The sequence below is a fragment of the Ideonella alba genome (assembly GCF_018069875.1).
Classification (GTDB): domain Bacteria; phylum Pseudomonadota; class Gammaproteobacteria; order Burkholderiales; family Burkholderiaceae_C; genus Ideonella; species Ideonella alba.
This window is the reverse complement of sequence record NZ_JAGQDF010000005.1, coordinates 202,099-220,938: the sequence shown is the minus strand read 5'-3', so window position 1 is coordinate 220,938 and position 18,840 is coordinate 202,099. Positions and strand designations below refer to the sequence as shown.

14 protein-coding genes are annotated in these 18,840 nt (G+C 71.2%); 4 read left to right on the top strand and 10 right to left on the bottom strand.

The window, feature by feature from the left end:
- Positions 1 to 68: 68 nt before the first annotated feature.
- A complete protein-coding gene (locus KAK07_RS10560) occupies positions 69 to 1,592 on the top strand; it encodes a methyl-accepting chemotaxis protein (RefSeq protein WP_210860640.1) in 1,524 nt (507 codons plus the stop codon).
- Here the strand turns inward: KAK07_RS10560 and KAK07_RS10555 are convergent.
- The 5 genes from KAK07_RS10555 to adh all read right to left on the bottom strand — a co-directional run bounded on the left by KAK07_RS10555 (position 1,582) and on the right by adh (position 6,855).
- A complete protein-coding gene (locus tag KAK07_RS10555; protein ID WP_210854457.1) occupies positions 1,582 to 2,301 on the bottom strand; it encodes a riboflavin synthase subunit alpha in 720 nt (239 codons plus the stop codon). The genes KAK07_RS10560 and KAK07_RS10555 overlap by 11 nt on opposite strands.
- A gap of 45 nt (positions 2,302 to 2,346) precedes the next feature.
- Positions 2,347 to 4,329, bottom strand: a complete 1,983-nt coding sequence (locus KAK07_RS10550) for a response regulator (protein ID WP_210854456.1) — start codon at positions 4,327 to 4,329, stop codon at positions 2,347 to 2,349.
- A gap of 20 nt (positions 4,330 to 4,349) precedes the next feature.
- A complete protein-coding gene (locus KAK07_RS25910; protein ID WP_210854455.1) occupies positions 4,350 to 4,763 on the bottom strand; it encodes a PAS domain-containing protein in 414 nt (137 codons plus the stop codon).
- A 76-nt stretch (positions 4,764 to 4,839) separates the two neighbouring features.
- A complete protein-coding gene (locus KAK07_RS10540; protein WP_210854454.1) occupies positions 4,840 to 5,229 on the bottom strand; it encodes a DUF779 domain-containing protein in 390 nt (129 codons plus the stop codon).
- Between the two features lie 105 nt (positions 5,230 to 5,334).
- Positions 5,335 to 6,855, bottom strand: coding sequence for an aldehyde dehydrogenase (gene adh / locus KAK07_RS10535; RefSeq protein WP_210854453.1), 1,521 nt, complete (start codon positions 6,853 to 6,855; stop codon positions 5,335 to 5,337).
- Positions 6,856 to 7,165: 310 nt separating this feature from the next.
- On the opposite strand from adh, the gene KAK07_RS10530 reads away from it, so the two are divergent.
- Positions 7,166 to 9,106 (top strand): sigma-54-dependent Fis family transcriptional regulator, encoded by a 1,941-nt coding sequence (locus tag KAK07_RS10530; protein WP_210854452.1) that lies wholly within the window; start codon positions 7,166 to 7,168, stop codon positions 9,104 to 9,106.
- A gap of 23 nt (positions 9,107 to 9,129) precedes the next feature.
- Here the strand turns inward: KAK07_RS10530 and KAK07_RS25745 are convergent, their stop codons facing one another.
- Entirely contained in the window at positions 9,130 to 10,614 is a 1,485-nt protein-coding gene (locus tag KAK07_RS25745) for a methyl-accepting chemotaxis protein (protein WP_210854451.1), read from the bottom strand.
- A gap of 238 nt (positions 10,615 to 10,852) precedes the next feature.
- Between KAK07_RS25745 and KAK07_RS10520 the strand changes: the two genes are divergently transcribed.
- Positions 10,853 to 11,215, top strand: coding sequence for a response regulator transcription factor (locus KAK07_RS10520; protein WP_210854450.1), 363 nt, complete (start codon positions 10,853 to 10,855; stop codon positions 11,213 to 11,215).
- Positions 11,216 to 11,249: 34 nt separating this feature from the next.
- Positions 11,250 to 12,581: a sensor histidine kinase gene (locus KAK07_RS10515; protein WP_210854449.1), complete on the top strand. Its 1,332-nt coding sequence runs from the start codon at positions 11,250 to 11,252 to the stop codon at positions 12,579 to 12,581.
- Here the strand turns inward: KAK07_RS10515 and KAK07_RS10510 are convergent.
- From KAK07_RS10510 to KAK07_RS10495, 4 genes are all read right to left on the bottom strand, one after another.
- Positions 12,571 to 13,773, bottom strand: coding sequence for an ammonium transporter (locus KAK07_RS10510; RefSeq protein ID WP_210854448.1), 1,203 nt, complete (start codon positions 13,771 to 13,773; stop codon positions 12,571 to 12,573). The genes KAK07_RS10515 and KAK07_RS10510 overlap by 11 nt on opposite strands.
- Before the next feature lie 199 nt (positions 13,774 to 13,972).
- Positions 13,973 to 14,458 carry a SixA phosphatase family protein gene (locus KAK07_RS10505; protein ID WP_210854447.1) on the bottom strand — a complete coding sequence of 162 codons (486 nt, stop codon included), beginning with the start codon at positions 14,456 to 14,458 and terminating at the stop codon, positions 13,973 to 13,975.
- Positions 14,459 to 16,522 carry a polyphosphate kinase 1 gene (ppk1, locus tag KAK07_RS10500; protein WP_210854446.1) on the bottom strand — a complete coding sequence of 688 codons (2,064 nt, stop codon included), beginning with the start codon at positions 16,520 to 16,522 and terminating at the stop codon, positions 14,459 to 14,461.
- An 86-nt stretch (positions 16,523 to 16,608) separates the two neighbouring features.
- Positions 16,609 to 18,837, bottom strand: coding sequence for a xanthine dehydrogenase family protein molybdopterin-binding subunit (locus KAK07_RS10495; RefSeq protein WP_210854445.1), 2,229 nt, complete (start codon positions 18,835 to 18,837; stop codon positions 16,609 to 16,611).
- Positions 18,838 to 18,840: the final 3 nt, after the last annotated feature.

Below are 18,840 nucleotides of genomic sequence, written 5' to 3'. Positions count from 1 at the left end.
TGCGTCGGCGCCGTCCCTTCAGCATGGCGGCTTCGAAGATCCGACCCCGCTTCCCGAGGCCGCCAGACATGGACATCCGCATCAAGCTCCCCCTCGCCTTCGCCGCCGTGCTGGCGCTGACACTGCTGGCCGGCGGCGGCGGACTGTGGCAGGCCCAGCGCAGCATGACCGTGTTCGAGATCGAGGTGCAGGGCCGCCATGCCGACGTGCGCGCCGCCGACGACCTGGAATCGCACTTCAAGACGCAGGTCCAGGAGTGGAAGAACGTGCTGTTGCGCGGCTCGGACACGGCGCTGCTCGACAAGCACTGGAAGGCCTTCGAGAAAGAGGAAAAGCTGGTGGACGACAACGCCCGCGCGTTGCGCCTGCACCTGGACGATGCGGGGGAACAGGCCCTGGTCGATGCCTTCCTGGCCGCCCACGCCAAGATGGCGCAGGCCTACCGCGGCGGCCTGGAGAAGTTCAAGGGCAGTGGCATGGAATCCTCGGTCGGCGACCTGGCCGTGCGCGGCATCGACCGCGAGCCGGCGCAGTTGCTGAACAAGCTGCAGACATCGATCACCGAGCGCAGTGCGGCCGTGGCCGCGCAGGCCGCGGCCGCCGGTCGGCAGGCGATCGGCTGGAGCGTCGGCCTGATGCTGGCGGCGATGCTGGCCGGCATCGGCATCGCAGTGGTGATCAGCCGCCAGGTGTCGGCCTCGCTGCAGGCGGCGATCGATGCCGCGCGCCGCGTGGCCGCCGGTGACCTGCGCCAGGCCATTGACGCACGCGGCAGCGACGAGCCGGCCCGGCTGCTGCAGGCGTTGTCGGAGATGCAGGCGCACCTGCGCGACCTGGTCAGCCAGGTGCGCGCTGGCGCCGAGAGCGTGGCAGCCGCCAGCGGCCAGATCGCCCAGGGCAACGGTGACCTCGCCGGCCGCACCGAGCGCCAGGCTTCAGAACTGCAGATGGCGGCCAGCTCGATGAGCGACCTCGGCGACACGGTGCGCCGCAACGCCGACAACGCGCGCCAGGCCACCGGCCTGGCCGCCACCGCCAGCGAGGTGGCCCAGCGCGGCGGTCAGGTGGTGCACGACATGGTGAGCACCATGCGCGCGATCGACGACAGCGCCAAGCGCATTGCCGACATCATCGGCGTGATCGACGGCATCGCCTTCCAGACCAACATCCTGGCGCTCAATGCCGCGGTCGAGGCGGCCCGTGCCGGTGAATCCGGCCGCGGCTTCGCGGTGGTGGCCTCGGAGGTGCGCAGCCTGGCACAGCGCAGCGCCGATGCGGCGCGCGAGATCAAGTCGCTGATCCAGGCCAGCGTCGAACGCGTGGGCCAGGGCAATGAACTGGCCGGTCTGGCCGGGCACACGATGCAGGAGGTCGTGACGGCCATCGGCCGGGTCGACCAGATCATCCGCGAGATCAGCCAGGCCAGCGACGAACAGAGCGCCGGCGTGGGCGCGATGGGCCAGGCGGTGGCGCGCATGGATGGCCACACCCAGCAGAACGCGGCGCTGGTCGAGCAGACCAGTGCCGCCTCCGAGAGCCTGAGCCGTCAGGCCACGGCGCTGGTGGAACGGGTGTCCACCTTCAGGACTTGACCGGACCGCCCAGGCGCGGCGCGGCACCCGCCAGCAACTCGGTGCCCAGGCCCTTCTCGGCCAGGAACTGCTCCAGCAGCGGCATCAGCGGCCCCAGGCGCTCATCCAGGGTGTCGCGCACGGTGTCGACGAAGACCTGGGTCTGGCGCTCGATCTCGATGTTGAGCCGGTCGCCCGGGCCCTTCTCGGCGAAGGTGGTCATGCGCAGGGTCTCAGGGATCAGCCAGACCTCGAACCAGCCCGCCTGGCGGTCGGCCTCGGCCACGGTCAGGCTGGCGCCGTTGATGGCGATGTAGCCCTTGGCGAACACGTAGCGCATCCACGGCGGGGGCACCTGGATGCGCAGCACCTGGTTGTTCTCGGGGCGGCGCACCTCGACCACCTGGGCGGTGAAGTCGATGTGGCCCGAGAGCGGATGACCGCCGATTTCGGCACCGTCCCTGGCAGCGCGCTCGACGTTGACGCGGCTGCCCTCGACCAGCCCGCCCAGCGAGGTCAGGTTGAGGCTTTGCAGCATCACGTCGAAGTCCGCAGCGTCATCGCCATGCAGTGCGGTGACGGTCAGGCAGACGCCGTCGGTGCTGACGCTGGCACCGATGGCCAGGCCCTGGGCAAAGCCCGGCGGGAAACGCAGCGTGAAGCTGCGCAGGCCCGGTCGGTCGATGATGCGCTCGACAGTGGCGACGCCCTGGACGATCCCGGTGAACATGGTGGGGAGATGGAGAACCGATGGGGGTCCGATTGTCGCCGCTGTTCAGACGGCCTGCCGGGCGGTCCAGCGACGCACGGCTTGCAGCGCCTCCTCCCAGGCGACGAGGTAGGCGCTGGCCAGGCGCGCGCTGGCGGTGAGATCGCCGCTGCGCGCCGCCGCCTCCAGCACCACGGCCTGCTGTTGCAGGCGCAGCGCCCCGATGGCACCGGCTGCCGACATGGCGGTGTGGGCCAGCCGGCCGACACGGTCGAGTTCACCGCGCGCCAGCGCCTCGAGCAACTGCTCGCGGTCCCCGGCATGGGCCTGGGCGAAGGCCTGCAGCAGACGGCGCTGCAGGTCCTCGCGCCCCATGCAGCGCTGCAGACCCAGGCCGAAATCCACGCCACCGGTGACCGCGGGCAGCGCCTGCGGGGCGGCCGCGTCGTCGGCCCGCCAGCCCAGCCAGTGGGCCAGCGTGCGGAACAACTGCACCGGCTCGTAGGGTTTGACGATGACGTCGTCCATGCCGGCCAGCAGACACAGCTCGCGGTCGCGCGCCATCGCATGGGCGGTCATGGCCAGGATCGGCCGGCCCGGCCCCCAGGCCGCGCGCAGCCGGCGCGCCACCTCGTGGCCGTCCAGGCCAGGCATCTGCACATCCAGCAGCACCAAATCGTGCGTGCCCGCCAGCGCGGCCGCCAGCGCCTGCTCGCCGTCGACGGCCATGTCCACCCGCGCGCCGGCCACGTCGCACAACAGGTCGGCGGCCACCAGGCGGTTGAGCGCGTTGTCCTCGGCCAGCAGCAGATGGCGGCCGCGCAGCCAGGCCAGCTCGGGCGGCGGGGCCGCCGCGGGGCGCAGCACCACCGTGGCGCGCTGCTGCAGCAGGGGCAACAGGGTCTCGGGCGTCACCGGCTTGGCCAGGTAGCCGCTGAAGCCGGCCTCGCGCGCACGCGCGGCCACGCCCTGGTCGCCATAGGCCGTGACCATCACCAGCGGCGGGCAGGCGGTGCCCAGGTGCTGGCGCAGGCGCTCTGCGGCCTCGAACCCGTCGATGCCGGGCATGCGCCAGTCGATCAAGGCCAGGTCGTGGGGGTGCCCGGCCAGCAGGGACCGGGCCTCGTCGACCGTGCCCGCCTGGCTGACGCCGCAGCCCATGGCGCCCAGCAGGTCGGCCAGGATGGCGCGCGCGGCGGCGCTGTCATCCAGCACCAGCACCTGGCGGCCCTGGCCCGCCTGCGGCCAGGCCGGCTCGGACGCTGCGCCGGGCACACGACCGAAGGGCAGCAGCACGGTGAACTCGCTGCCCCGCCCCGGCTCGCTGCGCACCGAGATCGAGCCGCCCATGCGCTCCACCAGCTGGCGGCTGATCGCCAGGCCCAGGCCGGTGCCGCCATGGCGCCGCGTGGTGGAGGCGTCGAGCTGCTCGAAGGGCTGGAACAGGCGGGCCTGCTGTTCGGCGTCCATGCCGGCGCCGGTGTCGCGCACGCTGAAGCGCAGGCGCCAGCCGTCGCCGTCCTGGGCCTCGGCCTTGACGGTGACGACGACGATCTCGCCGCGCTCGGTGAACTTGACTGCGTTGCCGCACAGGTTGAGCAGCACCTGGCCCAGGCGCAACGCATCGCCGACCAGCTCGCGCGGCACATCGGGCGCGGTGTGCAGCAGGAAGTCCAGGCCCTTGTCCGAGGCCCCGTGGCCGACGATGGACGTGACCCGGTCGAGCACCTCCTGCAGCACGAAGGGCTCGTGCTCGATCTGCAGCTTGCCGGCCTCGATCTTGGAGAAGTCCAGCACGTCGTTGAGGATGCCCAGCAGCGACTGCGCCGCCGACTGGATGTGCTGCAGGTACTCGCGGCTGCGCGGGCCGAGCTGCTCATCGCGCAGCGCCAGGCCCGACAGGCCGATGATGGCGTTCATGGGCGTGCGGATTTCGTGACTCATGTGGGCGAGGAAGTCAGCCTTGGCGCGACCGGCCGCGTGGGCCTCGTCGCGCGCCAGCAGCAGCGCCTCGTTGCTCGCCTCCAGCTCCAGCGTGCGGTCAGCCACCCGCTGCTCCAGGCCCTGGTTCAGGGCCCGCAGCTCGCGCTCGGCGCGGCGGCGGGCCGAGATGTCCTCGACGAAGACCAGCGTCTCCTGCTCCGAGCGGAAGGGTACGTCGGTGACCGAGATGTGGCACTCGAACTCGCTGCCGTCCAGGCGCCGGCCGATGGTCTCGTAGCCGTCCTCGACCGCCAGGCCGGCCTGGCGCTGCGGCGGGCCATCTCCGGGCGGGCCGACGGCGCGATCAGGTCGGGCACCTGCAGTGATTCGATCGCCACCCCATCGGCCAGGCCGAACAGGCGGCGAAAGGCGGGGTTGCCATAGACGACCCGCTCGCCGGCGGACACGCCGATGGCCACGGGCGCGGCCTCGATCAGGCGGCGAAAGCGCCCTGGCTCGGCGTCGGTCTCGGAGCGTCGCTCGCTCGGTGTGCTCTCCATCGGCAGCCCCTCTCGGTACGGCATCGGTGCGGCGGACCGGCCCGATGATGCCGCAGCACGGCGCCGCTGGCGAGTCTCAGCCCGTCGCCAGCCCCGGCAGCGGGTGCGCGGCCAGCCAGGCGGCCTCGGCGTCGGTCCACAGCCGCGTGCGGGCCTTGAAGTGCAGTCCCTCAGCATCCTCCAGCGAGAAGCTGCCCAGGCTGCCCTGCCCGACATCCAGGATCAGCTGCGTGCCCTGCATGTAGTCGGCCTGGGTGCGGCCCACCCACATCGTCACGCCGTCGATCTCGCCGTAGTGCAGGTCATCCGGCGTGAGGCGCATCTCGCCGGGCTGGAAGGCCATCGGGGTCGAGCCGTCGCAGCAGCCGTGCGACTGGTAGAGGAAGATCGCGCCGTGGCGCTGGCGCAGCCGCTGCAGCAGGTCTCGGGCGGCATCGGTGGCCACCACGCGCTGAACCGGGTCCATCGTGTGCTCCTGGATGAAAAAAGGGCAGCCCGGAGGCTGCCCTGCCAAGATCGCCCGGGGCCGACCAGGCCCACAGGCGTCCCGATCACGAAGAAACAGGCCGGCTCAGAAGAAGCCCAGCTTGTGCGGGCTGTAGCTGACCAGCAGGTTCTTGGTCTGCTGGTAGTGGTCCAGCATGACCTTGTGCGTCTCGCGGCCGATGCCCGACTCCTTGTAGCCACCGAAGGCGGCGTGCGCCGGGTAGGCGTGGTAGCAGTTGGTCCACACGCGGCCGGCCTGGATGCCGCGGCCCATGCGGTAGGCACGGTTGCCGTCACGGCTCCAGACGCCGGCGCCCAGGCCGTAGGGGGTGTCGTTGGCAATGGCCAGCGCCTCGGCCTCGTCCTTGAAGGTGGTCACGGCCAGCACCGGACCGAAGATCTCCTCGCGGAACACGCGCATGTTGTTGTGGCCCTTGAACAGCGTCGGCTGGATGTAGTAGCCGCCCGACAGGTCGCCACCCAGCTGGGCCGCGCTGCCGCCGATCAGGACCTGGGCGCCCTCCTGCTTGCCGATCTCCAGGTAGGACTGGATCTTGTCCATCTGCATGGCCGAGGCCTGGGCGCCGATCATGGTGTCGGTGTCCAGCGGGCTGCCCTGCTTGATGGCCGCCACGCGCGGCAGCACGCGGGCCATGAACTTGTCGTAGATCGATTCCTGGATCAGCGCGCGCGACGGGCAGGTGCAGACCTCGCCCTGGTTGAAGGCGAACAGCACCAGGCCCTCGATCGCCTTGTCGAAGAAGGCGTCGTCGGCATCGGCCACATCCTCGAAGAAGATGTTGGGGCTCTTGCCGCCCAGCTCCAGCGTGGCGGGGATCAGGTTGGCGGCCGCAGCCTGGCCGATGATCTTGCCGGTGGCGGTGGAGCCGGTGAAGGCGATCTTGGCGATGCGCTTGCTGGTGGCCAGCGGCATGCCGGCCTCGCGACCAAAGCCGTTGACGATGTTCAGCACGCCCGGGGGCAGCAGGTCGGCGATCAGCTCGGCCAGCACCAGGATCGACACCGGGGTGCTCTCGGCGGGCTTGAGCACCACGCAGTTGCCGGCACCCAGCGCGGGGGCCAGCTTCCAGGCGGCCATCAGGATCGGGAAGTTCCAGGGAATGATCTGGCCGACCACGCCCAGCGGCTCGTGCAGGTGGTAGGCCACCGTGTTCTCGTCGATCTCGCTGATCGCGCCTTCCTGGGCCCGCACGCAGCCGGCGAAGTAGCGGAAGTGGTCCACGCTCAGCGGGATGTCGGCGGCCAGGGTCTCGCGGATCGGCTTGCCGTTGTCCACGGTTTCGGCGTAGGCCAGCTTCTCCAGGTTGGCTTCCAGGCGGTCGGCGATCTTCAGCAGGATGTTGGCGCGCTCGGCCGGGCTGGTCTTGCCCCAGGCGTCCTTGGCCTTGTGGGCGGCGTCCAGGGCCAGCTCGATGTCGGCCTCGGTGGAGCGGGCGGCCTGGGTGTAGACCTTGCCGTTGATCGGCGTGATCACATCGAAGTACTGGCCGCCCTGCGGCGCGACGAACTTGCCGCCGATGAAGTTGTCGTAGCGGGCCTTGTACTGGACCGGGGCGCCGGCAGTGCCGGGAAGGGCATACAGCATGGGGTGTCTCCTGTGGTGGCTTGCGGCGCCGTGAACCGTTCACTGCGCAGCGCGGCGGCCGCATCGCAGCGTTTGTGCCAGCGCAAGTTCCGCCAGGAATCGCGCCTTCGCCGTCCAAAGCGGGCCCGGAATCTGCACCGCGTTGTGCAGCACCGGCTGATCACCGGCGCACCTGTTCCGACACGACGCAGATGACCCCGCAGATCCTGCACAAACCGTCTCCAGATGGGCCCCCCCCCGCCGCCAACCCTGGTGATCACCCTCATGCACGAGTTTGCATAGGTCGATGCGACTGTTCCTTGGCTGAACCATGCACCACGCCCTCACCCCCGTCCTGCCCCCTGCCGATGTGCGCGAGGCCCGAAGGCAGCTGAACAACTCCGGCGAGGTTTCGACCGAACTGCTGGGACCCCTGCTGGCGCGCAGCTGGCAGCGCTGCGCCAGCGCCGGCCTGCAGCCGGACGGCCGCACGCCCGGCACGCCGCACGCCTCTGCGGCCCAGCTGGCGCGGGCCCTGGAGCTGCAGCGCGACCTGCTGTCGCACGCCCGCCCGGTGATGGAGTTCCTGCACGAGCAGACCCGCGACACCGACAGCATGGTCATCCTGGCCGACGCCCAGGGCATGCTGCTGCACGCGCTGGGCGACGACCACTTCATCGACCGCGCCGAGCGCGTGGCGCTGCGCCCCGGCGCCAACTGGCACGAGCGCTGGCGCGGCACCAACGCGATCGGTACGGCGCTGCAGGAGGCGCAGCCGGTGTCGGTGCATGCCGGCGAACACTACCTGGAGCGCAACGGCTTCCTGACCTGCGCCGCCGCGCCGATCCACGACCCCACCGGCCGGGTGCTGGGCGCCCTGGACCTGTCGGGCGACCACCGCGGTTTTCACCGCCACACACTGGGCCTGGTGCGCTCGGCGGTGCGCATGATCGAGCACGGGCTCTTCCAGTCGCGCCACGGCCAGGGCCTGCGCCTGCGCCTGCACGCCCAGCGCGACGGCCTGGGCTCGCTGACCGAGGGCCTGCTGGCACTCAGCGAAGACGGCTGGCTGGTCGGCGCCAACGACACCGCGCTGAAGCTGCTGGGCCTGGGCTGGGCCGATGTGGCCGCCCGTCGCCTGCCCGACCTGCTGGCGCTGGACACGCTGCAGCTGCTGGCCAGCGCCCACCGCGGCCTGCGCCAGCCACAGGCCACGCAGACCCGCGATGGCCGCAGCCTGTGGTGGATCGCCGAAGCCGATCGGCAGACCGTGGCCTCGCTGCGCACGCCCGTGCCGGCACCCGCGCTGCCCCCGGCGGCCGATGCCCTGGCCGCGCTGGACACCGGCGACAGCGCGCTGCGCGCGGCGCTGGAACGTGCGCGGCGCGTGCAGGGCAAGCCGATCGCGCTGCTGCTGCTGGGCGAATCGGGCGTCGGCAAGGAGGTCTTTGCCCGGGCCGTGCATGCCAGCGGCCCGCGGCGCGAGCAGGCCTTCGTGGCGGTGAACTGCGCGGCCTTGCCCGACACCCTGATCGAGGCCGAGCTGTTCGGCTACCGCCCCGGCGCCTTCACCGGCGCCCACCGTGACGGCGCTCCCGGCCGCATCCGCGAAGCCGATGGCGGCACGCTCTTCCTGGACGAGATCGGCGACATGCCGCTGGCGATGCAGGGCCGCCTGCTGCGCGTGCTGCAGGAGCGCCAGGTGACACCGCTGGGTGGCGGCAAACCGGTTCCGGTGAACATCCAGCTGATGTGTGCGACCCACCGGCCGCTGCGCGAGGACATGAAGGCCGGCCGCTTCCGCGAGGACCTGTACTACCGCATCAATGGCCTGGCCTTGCAATTGCCAGCACTGCGCGACCGCCAGGACCTGGCCGAGTTGGTGCGGCGCCTGCTGGGCGAGATCCGTCCCGGCCTGGCCACCGTGCTCTCACCCGAGCTGGCCACGCTGGCGGCCCGCTACGCCTGGCCCGGCAACCTGCGCCAGCTGGCGAATGCGCTGCGCACCGCCTGCGCCCTGATGGACGAGCGCGAGGACGAGATCGGCTGGGAGCATCTGCCCGACGATCTGGCCGAGGACCTGCGCCAGCTGCGCGAACGCACGGCCTCAGCGCCAGGCGCTGCGGCGGCCGAAGGCACGCTGCGCGAACTGGAGCGCCAGCAGGTCGAGGCGGCGATGGCCCTGGCCCGGGGCAATGTGTCGGAAGCGGCGCGCCGTCTGGGCGTGAGCCGCAACACGCTCTACCGGCGTCTGCGCCAGAGCGGCCACTGAGCGGGTCGCGCCAGCAGCGGCGCTCAGAAGTACTCGACGGCGTCGGCGGTGGCGTCGGCGGCCGGTGCGGACGAGGCCGCGGATGGCGACAGGTTCGCCGCCGGTGCCGAGGCCATCGGTGCCCCTGCCGAGACCGGTGCCGTCGACGGCGGCGCGTCGCCATCGCCCAGCCGGAAGGCGCCCAGCACCGATTCGAGCTGCTGACCGCGGTTGTGCAGCGCGCCGGCGATGCGCCCCAGCGAAGCGGCCATCGCGGCGTTGTCGCGCGTCAGCTCGTCCACCTCGCGCACTGCGCCCGTGACCGTCTCGATGCTGCCGGCGTGCTCGCTGGTGTCGGCCGACAGCGTGGCGAAAACCTCGCCCACGTTGCGCACCGAGCGCACGATCTCGCCCATCGCCGTTCCCGCGGCATCGACCAGGTCCGAGCCCTGGCGCACCGTCTCGTTGGAGCGCTGGATCAGTCCTTTGATCTGCGATGCGCTGGACGCCGAGCGCAGCGCCAGCGAGCGCACCTCGGCCGCCACCACCGCGAATCCGCGGCCCTGCTCGCCCGCACGCGCCGCTTCGACCGCGGCATTCAGGGCCAGGATGTTGGTCTGGAAGGCGATGCCATCGATGACGCTGATGATCTCGGCGATCTCGCGCGAGGAGGCGTCGATGTCGCGCATCGTGTGGACCACGCGCCCGAACAGCTCGGCACCGTGTTCGGCCTGCTTGGAGGCATGCTCGGCGGTGCTGCGCGCTTCCATCGCGGCATCGGCGCTGCTCTTGACGATCACGCTGATCTGCTCGAGCGTCATGACGGCGTCGCGCAGCCCGGCCGCGCCGCGCTCAGTGCGCGCCGTCAGCTGGTGGGATTCCTGGGCCAGTTCGGCCGAGGCCGATTGCACCTCGGACGACGCGGTCCGGGCCTCGCGCAGCGCGCCGGCCATGCGGTCCTGCAGGTCCCGCAGGCGCTTGCCCAGCGTCGACTCGGCGCGCACCGCGCTGAGGTTCAGGCGGATCGGCCCCTGCTGGCCCATCGCCCGGACCAGGAAGGTGACATCGGCGTTCTCGGCGAACTGGCGGCCCAGGTGCAAGGTACGGGTCGACAGCAGCGCCCCCTGCACCAGCACCAGCAGCAGCGGCAAGGGCTGCAGCGGCATCGCAACCAGGCCGCTGAGCGAGAGCAGCAGCGGCGTGGCCACCAGCGCCACGGTGGCCGCCACCAGCAGTGGCAGGCTGCGCAGCGGCGGCAGCAGGCTCAGCGCCAGCATCGACACCAGCGCGCCCTGGGCCATGTCGGGGCCCAGCGCCTGCCAGGCCACGGCCATCAGCACCTGCGCCATGCCGACCGCCACCGTGTCCAGGCGACGCCAGCGGCGCCAGGCCCACCACACGATGCCCAGGGCGACACCGACCATGGGACCCAGCCAGACCGCGTCGCCGGGCGTGGCATGAACGCCCAGCAGCGCCAGCAAGGCCAGGACGGCGAGGCCGGGCAGGAAGGAAGCGTTGGAGCTTGGCATCTCGGAACAGGTCCAGCCGCCGCGACGGGCGCGGCTGGGTCAGGGTTGAGGAATGGGGGGCAGCTTACGGGGATCCCGCGACCCAGCGTCTGGCGATATGCACCGCTGTGGGGCCGTATATGCGGGCTTCGGCGTGCCGCAAGCGCCCTAGAGTCCGCTCAGGCACCCTGGTGGCGGGTACGCGCCACGCCCGGGTGAATGACAGACACGGCCAACGCCTGCATTGAGGACCCCACCCATGAAGCGCATCCTGATCGTCGAGGACCAGCCCGACATCCGCGAACTGATCCGCATGAGCCTGGAAGCCAGCGACTTCGAAATCCACGAGGCCGAGGATGGCGAGTCCGCGCTGCAGATGACCCGCCAGCTGCAGCCCGACCTGCTGCTGCTGGACGTGATGATGCCGGGCTCGATCGACGGCATCGGCGTGTGCCAGAAGCTCAAGGGCGATGCGGCGCACAAGCGCACCCGCATCGTGATGCTGTCGGCGCGCAGTGGTGCCGCCGACCGCCAGGCCGGGTTGCGCGCCGGTGCCGACGACTACCTGGTCAAGCCGTTCAGCCCGCGCCAGTTGCTGCAGGTCGTGCGGCGCAGCCTCTGACACCACCGGCCCACCGAACTGCGGGAAGCATTGCGTGGAAGTCATCGAACACCACCGCCGTCGTCGCACGCCAAGAGTCGTCGGTGCACCGGACGGCGCGCTGGCGCGCGGGCTGGGGCGGCCCTGGCTGACCGCTGCGGCCGTGATCGGCCTGGTGCTGGCTGCCGGCCTGTCCGATCATCTGGCCCTGCCGGCCGCGGGCCTGCTGGCCCTGCTGCTGTGGCGGCAATCCAGCCTGCGCTGGCATGCCGAGCGGTCCACCGCCGACCGCGGCGACGAGGTGGCCGCGCGCACCCGCTGGCTGGACGCGGTCAGTGGCCTGTCGCCCGACGCCGTCCTGGTGTTCGAGCGCGACACCGACGGGCAGCTGCGCCTGGTCTTCACCAATCCGGCCTTCAGCGAACTGTTCGGCCTGCGGCCGCAGGAACTGCTGGGCCTGAGCGAGGCCGCCACCGACGAATGGCTGGCCGGACTGGCCAGCGACGAGCGCCCGATGCCGCCGCTGCTGGACGGCGACGCCCGCATCGAGCTGGCCGGGCCGCCGCTGCGCACCCTGCTGCGCACCTCGCGCGAGGACCGCAGTCAGCGGGTCTACTACTTCCGCGACATCACCCACGAGACCGCGGTGGAGCGCCTGAAAAGCGAGTTCCTGACCACCGCTGCGCACGAGCTGCGCACCCCGCTGGCCAGCGTCTACGGCTTCTCCGAACTGCTGGCCAGCGGCCGGCTCAGCGAGGAGCGCCGGCAGCAGGTCTGCAGCGTCGTGCACCGCCAGGCGGGCGTGCTCAAGCACCTGGTCGACGAGCTGCTGGACCTGGCGCGCCTGGATGCCCGCGGCGACGCCGACTTCCAGCGCCAGCCCTGTGACCTGCGGGAGATCGCCAGCGAGGCCATCGAATCGGCGCAGTCGCCCGACGAGGACCAGCGGCTCCAGTGCGCCTGCGGCGAGCAGGCGCTGTGGGTCATGGGCGACGCCTCGCGGCTGCGCCAGGCGCTGGTGAACCTGCTGGCCAATGGCCTGAAGTACTCCATCGCACCCGCACCGGTGCAGCTGCAGCTGCACCACGAGCACCTGGACGGCCAGGACTGGGCGGTGGCCACGGTCAGCGACCAGGGCATTGGCATGACGGCCGAGCAGCAGCAGCGCGCCTTCGAGCGCTTCTACCGCGCCGACCCGTCCGGCCATCTGCTCGGTGCCGGGCTGGGCCTGTCGATCGTGCAGGAGATCGTGCAGCACCATGGCGGCCGCATCGACCTGCGCAGCCAGGCCGGCGTGGGCAGCCATTTCTCGGTGTGGCTGCCCGTCTGTGGGGCGGCGCAGACCCCGGCGGTTCAGGCCCTCGAGGCCGCCGAACTCACCAGCTGACTTCGCGATCGGGCGTGGCGCCGATGCGGTGGATCGACAGATCCGCGCCCTCGTACTCTTCCTCCTGGCTCAGGCGCAGGCCCAGCACCGCCTTGATCACGCCATAGACCACCAGACCGCCGGCAAAGGCCCAGGCCACACCAGCCAGCGTGCCGATCAGCTGCGCGCCGAGCGTGACGCCCCCCAGTCCGCCCAGCGCGGTCTGACCGAAGATGCCGCAGGCGATGCCGCCCCAGGCGCCGCACAGGCCATGCAGCGGCCAGACGCCCAGCACGTCGTCGATCTTCCAGCGGTTCTGCGTCAGCGTGAACAGCGAGACGAAGATCGCCCCGGCCACGCCGCCCACCACCAGCGCGCCGGCCGGATGCATCAGGTCGGATCCGGCGCACACCGCCACCAGGCCGGCCAGCGGGCCGTTGTAGGCGAAGCCGGGGTCGTTCTTGCCCATCACCACCGCCACCAGCGTGCCGCCGACCATGGCCATCAGCGAATTCACCGCCACCAGGCCCGAGATCTTGTCGATCGTCTGCGCGCTCATCACGTTGAAGCCGAACCAGCCCACCGCCAGGATCCAGGCGCCCAGCGCCAGGAAGGGAATGCTCGACGGCGGATGCGCGCTCATCGCGCCGTCCTTGCGGTAGCGGTTCTGCCGCGCGCCCAGCAGCAGCACCGCGGCCAGGCCGATCCAGCCGCCCACCGCGTGCACCACCACCGAGCCGGCGAAGTCATGGAACTCGGCACCGGCCACGCCCTTGAGCCAGGCCTGCAGCTCGAACTTGCCGCCCCAGACCACCCCCTCGAACAGCGGGTAGATGAAGCCCACCAGCAGCGCCGTGGCCAGCAGCTGCGGCTGGAAGCGGGCCCGCTCCGCGATGCCCCCCGAGACGATGGCCGGAATCGCCGCGGCAAAGGTCAGCAGGAAGAAGAACTTGACCAGCTCGTAGCCGTTCTTCTGGGCCAGCGTCTCGGCACCACTGAAGAAGTCGACGCCATAGGCGACGGTGTAGCCCACAAAGAAGTAGGCGATGGTCGAGACGGCAAAGTCGACCAGGATCTTGACCAGGGCATTGACCTGGTTCTTCTTGCGCACCGTGCCCAGCTCCAGGAAGGCGAAGCCTGCGTGCATGGCCAGCACCATGATGGCGCCGAGCAAAATGAACAGGGCGTCGGTGCCCTGCTTGACCTGATCCATCGTGACTCTCCGGTGGGGGCGGCGCACCACGGCCGCGCGAAAACCGCACCAGGAAAGCAATCGATGTGCCCGCGTTGGTGCACTCAGGCACCCGTTGCACCGCGCCGCGGCGCATGGATGCGCACCACGGCCGCGCGAATGCGCCCACCTACAGTGCGCTTTCGCACCTGTTTAGTGCGCCATGTAGGTCAGTGCCGGCTCACATCATTTCGGCCGTGCGCACCGCGACCAGCACCACCTCGCCCCGCTCCTCCCGCGGGCGATGGCGCAGCCACCAGACGCTGCCCTTCTTGACCGCCCAGGGCCGCAGCGTGCCGGCGTCGGCGCCCAGGCGCGCGCCGGTCATCAGGTAGGCCGCCACCAGCCCCAGCGTCGGTTGATGGCCGACCACCAGCACCGGCTCGCGGGCCTCGGGCCAGCGCGCCGCGGCCAGCAGGCCCTCGACACTGCCCTCGGGCGACAAGGCCTCGACCAGCTTGACCCGCCGCTCCAGCGCGGCGGCCGTCTGCTGGCAGCGCAGCGCCGGGCTGCTCAGCACACGGGTGCCGGCTGGCAGGAACCGGTTCAGCCACTCGGCGGCCCGCCGCGCCTGCTTCAGGCCGCGGGGGGTCAGGCCGCGGTGCGGGTCGTCGATGCCGGGGGCCAGTTCCTCGGCCTCGGCATGGCGCCACAGGATCAGGTCCATTCAGCCCCCGTAGCGGCGCAGCAGAGCGGTCTGCGCGCCCGGCCCGTCGGTGCCGACCCGCTCATAGCGGCCGTCGGAACGCAGCTGCCAGGCATCCCGCGCATCGTGCAGGTAGGGCACCAGGGCCTCGTCGATCACGCGCTGGCGCAGCGCCGGATCGCGCACCGGCCAGGCCACTTCCACGCGGCGGGTCATGTTGCGGTTCATCCAGTCGGCGCTGGACAGCCACAGCTGCTCCTCGTCGGGGGCATCGCCCCAGCGCAGGTAGATGATCCGTGAATGTTCCAGGAAGCGGCCGACGATCGAGCGCACCCGCACCCGCTCGGTCCAGCCGGGCAGCCCGGGCGGCAGCATGCAGGCGCCGCGCACCACCAGATCGATCTCGGCGCCGGCCTGGGCGGCGCGCACCAGCGCATCGATCAGCGGCAGGTCGGTCAGCGCATTGCACTTGAGCACCACGCGGGCGGGCCGGCCGGCGCGGGCAGCATCGGCCACGCGGCGCAGGCAACCCAGCAGGCGATCCTGCATCACGAAGGGGGCCGTCAGCAGCTGACGCGGGGGGCGCACCCGGGCCTGGCTGGCGATCTGCTGGAACACCCCCTCGGCGTCGGCGCACAGCGCCGGGTCAGCGGTCAGCATGCCCAGGTCGGTGTAGAAGCGCGCGGTCTTGGGGTTGTAGTTGCCGGTCGACAGGTGCAGGTAGTCGCGCAGGCGGGTGCGACCGCGGCGGTCGGTCTCGCGGCGCGTCACCAGCAGCAGCTTGGCGTGGGTCTTCAGACCGACCACGCCGTACACCACCTGGGCGCCCACGGCCTCCAGGCGCTCGGCCCAGTTGATGTTGGCCTCTTCATCGAAGCGGGCCTTCAACTCGACCACCGCCGTGACTTCCTTGCCGCGCCGCGCCGCCTCGACCAGCAGGTCGCCCAGCACCGACTTGTCGCCGGTGCGGTAGATCGTCTGGCGGATCGCCAGCACCTCGGGGTCGTGCACCGCCTGGCGCAGGAACTCGACGACCGGCTCGAAGCTCTCGAAGGGGTGGTGCAGCAGCAGGTCGCGCTGCTGCAGCAGGTTGAACACCGATTCGCCGCGCGGCCAGCCGTGCTCGGGCCAACGTGGCTCGAAACCCGGAAATCGCAGGCCACCGGGATCGTCGGCCTGGTCGATCAGCTGGTTCAGGCGCACCAGGTTGACGGGACCGTTGACGCGGTAGACGGCGGCATCGGGCAGATCGAACTGCTCCAGCAGCAGGCGCCACAGCGCCTCGGGGCAGGTGTTGACCACCTCCAGCCGGATTGCCTCGCCGTAATGGCGGGTGCTCAAACCCGAGCGCAGGGCCTGGCGCAGGTTGGCCACGTCCTCCTCGTCGACATCCAGGTCGGAGTCGCGGGTGACTCGGAACTGCGAGAAGGCCTCCACCGTGCGCCCCGGGAACAGCGCCTCCAGGTGCGCCCGCATCACGCTGGTCAGCATCACGAAGACCTGCTGGCCCGGTGCGCACACCTCCGCCGGCAGGCGGATCACCCGCGGCAGCACGCGTGGCACCTTGACGATGGCGATCGCGTTCTCGCGCCCGAAGGCATCCTGGCCCGAGAGCTGGACGATGAAGTTCAGCGACTTGTTGGCCACCAGCGGAAACGGATGCGCCGGGTCCAGCACCACCGGCATCAGCAGCGGTCGCACCTCGCGTTCGAAGAAGCGCTCGACCCAGCGCCGCTGGGCCGGGTCACGCTCGGCATGGTTGACGATGCGCAGGCCCTGGGCGGCCAGCGCCGGCATCACCTCGTCGTTGAACAGCGCGTACTGCTCGTCGATCAGCGCATGGGCCTCGGCCGCCACACTGGCCAGGCTGCCCGGTGCGCTGGTGCCGCTGCGCGCGGCCTCGACCACGTCGGCAAAGCGCACCTCGAAGAACTCGTCCAGGTTGGACGAGACGATGGTGATGTAGCGCAGCCGCTCAAGCAGCGGCACGTCCGGGCGGCGCGCCTGGGCCAGCACGCGGCGGTTGAACTCCAGCAGGGAGCGCTCGCGGTCGAGCAGGGGCACGGCATGGTCCGGACGGGTCATGCCGGGCAGTGTATGAAGACCGCGTGACGCTCCCGTGACAGCTGGCCGGCAGACCGCCGGCCAGCTGTCACACGCCAGACCCGGGCTCAGGCCGCATCAAAGGGCAATCGGCGGATCGGCTTGCCGGTCAGACGTGCCACGGCATTGGCAAAGGCCGGTGCCAGCGGCGGCAGGCCCGGCTCGCCCATGCCGGTGGGCGCGTCGGCGCTGGGCACGATGTGCACCGAGAAGCTGGGCATGTCGCTCATCCGGGCCACGGTGTAGTCGCCGAAGTTCTGCTGCTCCACCACGCCGTCCTTCAAGGTGATCGCCGCGCCAGGCAGGCACATGCCCAGGCCCATCAGCGCCGCACCCTGGACCTGGGCTTCCACCGTGCGCGGGTTGACCGCCAGGTTGCAGTGCACGCCCGCGGTGACCCGGTGCAGCGTCGGCCGGCCACCCTGCAGCGAGGCCTCGACCACATAGGCCACCACCGAATTGAAGGACTCGTGCAGCGCCACGCCCCAGGCGCGACCGGCGGGCAGCGGCGTCTTGCCGTAGCCGCTGCGCGCCACGGCCAGCTCCAGCGCCGCGCGGTGGCGCGGGTGCTTGTCGCCCATCAGGGCCAGCCGGTAGGCGACCGGGTCCTGGTTCGTCTCGCGGGCGATCTGGTCGAGCAGCGTCTCCATCACGAAGGCGGTGTGGGTGCTGCCCACGCTGCGCCACCACAGCACCGGCACGTTCTGTTTAGGATGGTGCACGGTCAGGCGCATCGGCAAGGCGTAGGGTTCGCGCATGCCTTCGACCGCGGTGTTGTCGATGCCGTTCTTGACCATCATGGCCTCGAAGGGACTGCCCGAGACGATGGACTGGCCGACGATCACATGGTCCCAGGCCAGCACGCGGCCCTGGGCGTCAAAGCCGATCTCGGCGCGGTGCAGGTGCATCGGGCGGTAGTAGCCGCCGCGCAGGTCGTCCTCGCGCGTCCAGACAGTCTGGATCGGCGCCTTCAGGCCCGCCGCCCGGGCCGCCTTGGCGATCCCGCAGGCCTCGACCAGGTAGTCGCTGGTGGGGATCGCGCGGCGGCCGAAGCCGCCCCCCGCCATCTGCACCTGCAGCGCCACCTGCTCGGGTTTCAGGCCCAGCACGCGCGCCGCCGCCATGCCGTCCAGGCCGGGCATCTGCGATCCCGCCCACACGGTGGCACCGTCGTCGCGCAGCTCGACCGTGCAGTTCAGCGGCTCCATCGGCGCATGGGCCAGGTAGGGGAAGCTGAACTCGGCCTCGATGCGCCGGGGCGCGTTGGCCAGCGGCGTCATGTCGGCGTCGAAGTGCTTCGGTCCGGGCTGGCGGGCCAGCGCGCGGTAGTCGGCCAGCTGCCTGGCGCTGTCGACCTTCTCGACACCCGCGGTGTCCCACTCGATCTTCAGGGCCTGGCGCCCCTGGATCGCCGGCCAGGTGCTGCGGGCGATCACCACCACGCCCTCGGCGCCGCGGTCCAGCGGCACGCGCAGCACGGCCTGCACGCCCTTGACCGCCTTGGCGGCGCTGTCGTCCACCGAGCGCGGCTTCGCACCGAAGACCGGGGGCCGAGCCACCACCGCGACCAGTTGGCCCGGGCGCTTCACGTCCAGGCCGAAGGACTGGCGACCGCTGCTCTTGGCGCGCGCGTCCAGGCGCGGCGTGGGTCGGCCCACCAGGCGGAACTGCGCCGGGTCCTTCAACACCACCTTCTCGGGCACGGGCAGGGCCATCGCGGCGGCGGCCAGCTCGCCGTAGCCGGCCTTCTGGCCGGCCGGGCCCAGGACCGTGCCGGCCTCGGTGCGCAGGCTGGCCACATCCACGCTCCAGCGCGTGGCGGCGGCCTGCAGCAGCATCGCGCGGGTGCGCGCACCCAGTTCGCGGTACTGCATGAAGCTGTTTTTGATGGAATTGGAGCCGCCGGTCAGATGCAGGCCGAACAGCGGGTCGGCGTAGGCGCCGTCGTTGGTGCCCAGCTGGCTGCGCACGCGCGACCAGTCGGCGTCCAGCTCCTCGGCCAGCAGCATCGGCAGCGCGGTATTGATGCCCTGGCCAAACTCCAGGCGGTTGACGGTGATCGTGACCGTTCCGTCGGCGCCGATCATGACGAATGCCGCAGGTTGCTGCTGGGGCTTCAGGCCGGCGGCCGGCGTGGCCTGCGCCGCGGCGCCCAGCGGAAACAGGCCCAGGCCGAAGCCTCCGACCACGCCCAGCTTCAGGAACTGGCGGCGGGGGAGTTCGGCAGGCTCGGTGGCATCGCGCGCCAGCAGGTGCTGCAGGGCGCGGGGCATCTCGGCGGTGAGGTCGAAGTGCATGCG